Below are 7,180 nucleotides of genomic sequence, written 5' to 3'. Positions count from 1 at the left end.
CTCCTGTTGATCAATTTTCTAAGGTTATTCTCTATGGATGCCTTTAAATACTTTCCAGTGGATAACTCATCTAAATTTAGCTTGCTTACCTTTAAAACAAGGTTGTTAATTTCACTCTCTATCTCATCCTTCGGAATCCCCATGGAGGAAAACTTATTTATCTCGTGATCAAAAAGAGGTTTATACTTTTTAAAAATTTCATTTATCTTCATAATACCTCCTTTCGTAAGGATATAAGTTTATAGAACTTATCTTTGGATATTTATATCGGATTGAAACCTGAAAATCCTATCTCCCCCTCTTTTCTCTTTGAAGTTGAGTTTAATTTTATAATCCCCATTTTTTTTAAGTTTTCTATAATGTTTCCAATCTTTCTATATGTGTATTTCTCTCTTAAATCTTTGTATCCAATTTCTATAAATTTGTTGGATTCTATAAAGAAGAGGTACTGGATTATGTTTGATACTCCCTCTGGAGCATCTCTATTTTTGTCAATATACAGGTCAATTATATCAATCTTTGGAACATCTTCTTTTTTAAGTTCTTTATTCTTTACAAGAATGTCAAATTTTTCCATAAGTTCCTTAGTTTCTTTATGGTTCTTTACAAGCACCATAGCCACATCTGAATCATACTCTATATCTCCACCGCCAGTTGAATGAAACATTGTGGGCCTATCAATTCCCTCCTCATCAAGTTTACATCCTTCTTTATCAAGTGCAGATACCGCAACTATCGGACAGTTCAATTTTAGAGAGAGCATTGCAATTTTTCCTGAAATTTCATCAACCTTTTCCTCAAGAGTTAGATTCAAATTCTCCGTTGGTATTTTTTGAATATAGTCAAGGAACAAAACAATTTTGTCTGTTCTATGGGATTGCATAATATTGTAGGTGTGAGCCTCTATCTTCTCCAGTGTGTCGTTTCTTGTCCCCTCCACTATGTAGAGGAGGGAAGTTAAATCCTGCAAAGTCTCATACGATTTTTTTATTCTTTCTACATTCTCTTCATTTAACTCTCCAGAGAGTATTGTCACTGGGTTTATCATTGCTTCCTGTGAAAGTATTCTCAAAGAGAGAATTCTTGCTGTCTGCTCCCACGAGTAAAAGAGGACTGGAACTCTATCGTTTTTTATAACATTCAACGCAAGATGAAGCAAGAAATTAGTTTTTCCTCTTCTTGGAGCACCTGCAATGGCATAGTAGAATCCAGGCCTTAATCCAAGCAAAGTTTTATCAAGGGAGGTGAAGGGTTCAATACTATAACCATGGAATATCCTCTTTCCCTCAAGCTCCTTTATTATTGTGTCCATATGTTTTATAGATGGAACAAGTTTTTTAACAAGCCTCTCCCTTGCAATGTCGTGTAATTTCTCCGCAGTTTCTGATGCAAATTGGGCAATGTCTTCAGCTTTATGTGGTCCCCTCCTCTCAACAAAATCCTTCATGTCAAGGGAAATTTCTAAAAGTTTCCTCTCTCCATGCCTTATCTTTAAAATGTCTATATAGGATATTATTACTGCAAGGGGAGGTGGTTCAATCTTTTCTATTTCATCAAGAGTTTTTTTTATTTCATTATCCAACAATCCTTTCTTTTCCAACTGTCTTTTTACAGTTTCAAGATCTATAACACCAATCTCAGCTCTTCCTTCGTATATATCAAGGATTGCTGAAAGTATCAGTTTCGTCTTGGAGTTTTCAAAGTAATCTGGATTAAATCCTTCAGAGAAAGCTCTGGAAATTGTAAAATTATCTGCAATAAACCCCTTTAAAATCTTTTTTTCAAGTTCTTCACTCATGGTTTCATTATACAATATTTTAAAACAAAAGAAACAAATCATTTCCTTTTATATCTAAAACTTGAAAGGACTGGTTTATAAAATTAGGAGGTGAAAAAGATGAAGAAACTTATAATACTAACACTGGTTGTTTTGTTAGTTGCTCCGTTCTTCTGGGTAAAGCGGGTAGAGGGAGCTTTAACAGGAGTAACTTTTAATGCTGTAAGTCTTGGAGGACAGGATACACAGGGTGATAATACTGCAGGTAATACAAATGCCCATTGGCAAGTTACAATAGACTTCGATGACAGTGGAAATCTTTTACAAAATGGGGATAAAATAACAATTACGTTTCCATCTGGATTTGATTTTACATCAGCTGGAGTTAATGCAACTCCTTTTGGAAGTGTTTCAATCAGTGTGAATTCCCATAATGGAAACACTATAATTCTTGATGTTACATCTGATCAGAATTCTGGTGAAACAGGAAGTATAACTGTTGATATAACAAATGCAAAGAATCCAACCCATGCTGGAAATATGACAGGAACAGTGAGGATTGATTACAATTCAGTACCAGCCAGTGAATCAAGGAGTGGAAGTATTTTAATCATTCCTGATCTTATATCAAATATCACAATAAACCCGCATCCCTGGTATATGTCAGTGGGAGAGACTAAGACATTTATAGCAGAGAGTTTTGACCAGTTTGGAAATAAAAGGACAGGTGTTTTCAGTATATATGGATGGGAAGATAAATTCAATTGGGAAATTGAACTTGATACTCCACCTTCTGGGAACGCTATTTTTACCACATCCATAAGTAATGTAGATGAGGTAACGATTCAGGCAACTGACTGGGGGCACTTTAAATTGAAAGCCTTTTATCCTCCAAGTGGCCCACCATACACCATCTGGGGTTCAGCAGATGTCTATGTAAGGAGTTATGTTACTCCTGCAAGGGTATATGTGAATCCTCCTTACGCTGGAAGTCCAGCTGAGTATGAGATAAGATTTTCCCTTGGTCCAGGTGGAGGACTTACTGGTGGAGTTGATTGGATAGAGATAACATTTCCATACGATACCTATGTTCCTTCAGGGCTCTGGTATTATGATGTTTTAATAAATGGATATCCAGCAGTTGCACATTATGTTTATGGAAGAACTGTGAGGATTACAGTTCCCTATACTTTTTCAGGGGGAGCATACATAGTGGTGACCTTTCCTCTTGAAGCAGGAATTATTAACCCAACTCGCTCAGGTACATACAGATTGAGGGTTTCTACTTCCAAGGAGCCGACTGTCGTGACCTCACATTCATATGTAATATACTCATCTGTCATATCAAGACCAAAAGTTGAAGTTAATCCAAATGTAATTTCTGCAGTAGCTGAATACACCATCACTTTCAAGACAGGGCCATCTGGAAATCTAAGGGCACATTTTGATGTCATCAGTGTGAAATTTCCCTCTGATACTTATGTTCCGGATTTAATAAGTGAAGAGGATGTAAAGATAAATGGATTTGATGCTTATGAGGTTTCAACTTCAGGGAGAAAGGTGACAATAAAGATGCCTGTAAGTGTTGAACCAAAAGAGGAGGTGGAGATAGTTTTTACAAAAGAGTGCGGTATAAAGAATCCTACAGAGCCTGGAAACTACTATTTAACTGTTGCAACAAGCAGGGAGCCCACCTATATCACTTCTTACTACTATAAGATTGTTGAATCAATGATAAAGAATCTAACTGTAAGCATTAATCCTTCAGTTACGAAAGTGGAGGCAGAATACAGGATAAGTTTCACAACAGGAGAGCATGGATCTCTTGAGGAAGGAGACAGAATTTATATTAAATTCCCATCTTATACAAAACTACCAGATTCAATTGATAGACACCTGATAACGATAAATGGCGAAATATTAGATAAATCTCCAGATATTGATAAAACTGATAGATTACTTACCATAAAAACTCCAGTTAGTTTTGGAGATGAGGAGGAAGTTGTTATAATTATCTCAAGGGAGGCAGGCATAAAAAACCCGGGAATTCCTGGTTCTTATAAACTCAAGGTCTGGACAGAGAAGGAACCTACAGAGGTTTTATCAAACCTTTACACACTTACTGAATCAAAGATTACCCCCATCTCTGTAAAAGTTATGCCACCCACCGTTGGAATGAATCTCTCCTTTGAGATAAAGTTTAAGACAGGTCCTGGTGGTTCAATGAGAGAGGGGGAATACATCTATATTAGATTTTCTGAGGGAGTGGATTTACCATCCTATATCCCCAAGGATTATGTGAAGATCAAAAATATCCCACTTACATCAAATGTTTCAATTAATAATAACTTATTAACAATTAAGACACCCATCCCCATAGCCAGAGAGGAAGAGGTGACAGTTGTTATACTCAAAGATGCGGGAATAAAGATAAAAGAGGAGGGAGAGTATTCTCTATGGGTATATACTTCAAGAGAGACAGGTGAGGTACTTTTCCCATCCTTCCTTGTTTACCCACCTCCAGAAACAGAGATAAAAGTTTCACCAGAGACACCAGATGGAATGAATGGCTGGTACAAGACAACACCTATCATTGAGCTTAAGGCAAAATCAAAGTATGATAAAAATCCAGACATATTCTTCAGATGGGACAATGGAGCATGGAGCAAGTATACAGGTGTAATTACTCCTCCAGAGGGAGTTCATGTGCTTTACTATTTTGCAAGAGACCATCTCGGAAGTGAAGAACTACCCAAGAGCTTCGTATTTAAATTGGATACCACACCACCTGTTATAATGAATTTGAATATAAGAGAAGGAATGTATGTAAATAAAGAAAGTATAGAGATTACAGGCAATGTTTCAGAACCCCTTTCTGTCCTTCTCATTCAGGGAAGGAGAGTTCCTATTGGTTCAAGTGGTTTCTTCAAGACAAATATTCCTCTAAATGAAGGGGCAAATACTATATCCTTTGTTGTGATTGATGTTGCAGGAAATAGAACCTTTAGGGGAGTTAAAGTTATAAGAGACACGATTCCTCCAGATATAGAGATTGAATACCCTTCTCCTTGGATTACAGTTCATACAAAGGTTATTGAGGTAAAAGGTAAGACAGAACCGGGAGTTGAGCTTAAAGTGAATGGGAAGCCTATACCAGTGAGGGAAGATGGAAGGTTCTTTGGAGAGGTAAAACTTGAAAGAAGTGGGACCAATGCCTTGGAATTTGTGGTTAAAGATAGAGCAGGAAATATCACAAGAAAGAGTATTGCAGTAATATTAATTCTTAAAGTAAGGATAGAACTCACCATAGGAAATAGAGAGGCTTTTGTCAATGATATGAAGAAATTCCTTGATTACCCGCCATTTATATACAAAGGGAGAACCATGGTTCCTTTAAGGTTCATATCTGAATCCTTTGGGGCAGATGTGGAATGGGATTCTGTTGTAAGAGTTGCAACCATTGTTCTTGAGGATGGAGAGAAAATCACAATAAAAGTTTCACCAGATTCCAATGTAGCTTCCATAAACGGCGAACCCTACACAATGGATGTAGAGCCAATTATAAGAGAGGGAAGACTCTTTGTTCCAATTAGATTCATAGCAGAAGGATTGGGAGCAGAGGTTAACTGGTTACCAGAGGAGAGAAAAGTTGTTATAATTTATCCAAGAGGAGGGTAAAATCCTTGATTTTTTGTTTAATAAAGAGTAAAAATAGGTTAAGAAAGTTAGGAGGATTTAGAAAATGAAAAGGAGGTTTATATTATGAGAAGAGGAAGGGAAATCCTTCTGTGGATTGTGATTTTATCCCTTTTATTTGTATGGGTACCAAAGGTTTATGGTGGAGATGCCACTCATTTTCAAGTGATAGTTCCTTCCACTGCAAAAATTGGAGTCCCATTTAATATAACCATAAAAGCCTTAGATTCAAATGGTCTTGTTGATGCTGGATATACAGGGAGTGTAAATCTTACAGTAAACTCTTCTGTTGGATTGACTATTTCTGCCTCAACACCAGCTCTTCCATATACCTTTGTAGCAGCAGATGCTGGAGTTAAAACCGTTTCTGTTACCCTTTCAGGCTCAAACATATCAATCCCTTGGAATACAGCAACCATTACTGCGGATGACGGAAGTATAAATGGGACATCATCGGGATTTCAGGTAACTGGCGGAGTCCCAAATCATTTTAAAATAGATCTTTCTTCTACAAACATAATTGCCGGTGATTCCATAACTTTCACGGTTATAGTTCATGATGTATATCATAACATTGTTGCTGATTACAATCAGACTGTTATCTTTACATCCACAGATCCTCAAGCAGTATTTTCTCCATCAACTTATACATTTATTCCTGCTGATAATGGTGTTCACACCTTTGTAAATGGAGTTACATTAAAGACAGCAGGAAGCCAGACAATAACTGTTTCTGATAGTTCTATATCTTCTACATCCTCTGCTATAACAGTAGGTTTTTCCACACTCCACCATTTTGATATTACTGCTTCCCCTTCAACGCCTACAGCAGGAGAGGCTTTTGATCTAACTGTAACAGCAGTGGATGAATTTGGAAACACGATAACAAACTATACAGGAACTGTTCATTTTACAACGACAGATCCAAATACGAATGTTGTTTTACCTTCTGATTCTTCTCTTTCAGGTGGTACTAATACATTTGTTGGTGGAGTAACTCTATGTACTGCAGGACCTCAAACCATATATATTGAAGATGCCTCAAATCCCTTAATTAAAGGGAATTTAACTCTCAATGTTCAACCTGAACCACTATCTTCCTGTACTTTCCAGTTTGATCCAATTGGTCCTCAGACAAGAGGAAATCCTTTCTCAATAACTATAAAAGTTGTTGATAGTTTTGGAAATGTAAATCAATCCTTCAGTGGTATAGGATTCAATGCAAATCTTACATCATCTGCTGGAACCGTTACTCCATCAACTGTAGGCCCATTCACAAATGGTGTCTGGTCTGGAAATATAACTTTGGATACTGCAGATAGTAGCATGACAATTACTGTTTCTGATCCTGGGCTAACTGTTGGAAATGGAACATCCAATACATTTACTGTTTCTGATCCAGATCCAGTAAGTTTCGTCTTCGATCCAATACCTGATCAGAGCGTGAATAGTCCTTTCCAGATAACAGTTAAAGCTGTGGATGGTTCAGGAAGAATAGTTACTGCTTGGAGCGGTAACGTTAAACTTTTTGTATCAACTCTCGGAGGTAGTGTTTCGCCAAATGTTATAAATCTTACCAATGGTATATGGACAGGAAACATAACTTTGTCAAATGCAGATTCTGGTGCAAAACTTTATGCAAACTATTATTATGGTGAATATATATATAAAGATGTAGATAATAGTGGTGCAGTAAATGCTGGTGAT

The 7,180-nt window shown here is 36.9% G+C and carries 4 protein-coding genes; 2 read left to right on the top strand and 2 right to left on the bottom strand.

The annotated features are described in order from the left end of the window. Both J7J33_05345 and J7J33_05340 read right to left on the bottom strand, forming a co-directional pair. The coding region (locus J7J33_05345; GenBank protein ID MCD6168702.1) for a hypothetical protein at positions 1-212 on the bottom strand (212 nt) is incomplete at its 3' end. Between the two features lie 50 nt (positions 213-262). Continuing rightward, positions 263-1,798, bottom strand: coding sequence for a hypothetical protein (locus J7J33_05340; protein MCD6168701.1), 1,536 nt, complete (start codon positions 1,796-1,798; stop codon positions 263-265). 99 nt (positions 1,799-1,897) lie between these two features. Here J7J33_05340 and J7J33_05335 point away from each other — a divergent pair, with 99 nt between their 5' ends. Continuing rightward, positions 1,898-5,455: a copper amine oxidase N-terminal domain-containing protein gene (locus tag J7J33_05335; protein MCD6168700.1), complete on the top strand. Its 3,558-nt coding sequence runs from the start codon at positions 1,898-1,900 to the stop codon at positions 5,453-5,455. An 84-nt stretch (positions 5,456-5,539) separates the two neighbouring features. After that, a partial coding sequence (locus tag J7J33_05330; protein ID MCD6168699.1) for a hypothetical protein occupies positions 5,540-7,180 on the top strand: 1,641 nt, incomplete at its 3' end.

It is taken from the genome of Caldisericia bacterium, from assembly GCA_021158845.1.
Lineage (GTDB): Bacteria > Caldisericota > Caldisericia > B22-G15 > B22-G15 > B22-G15.
This window is presented reverse-complemented; position numbering and strand designations above follow the sequence as displayed.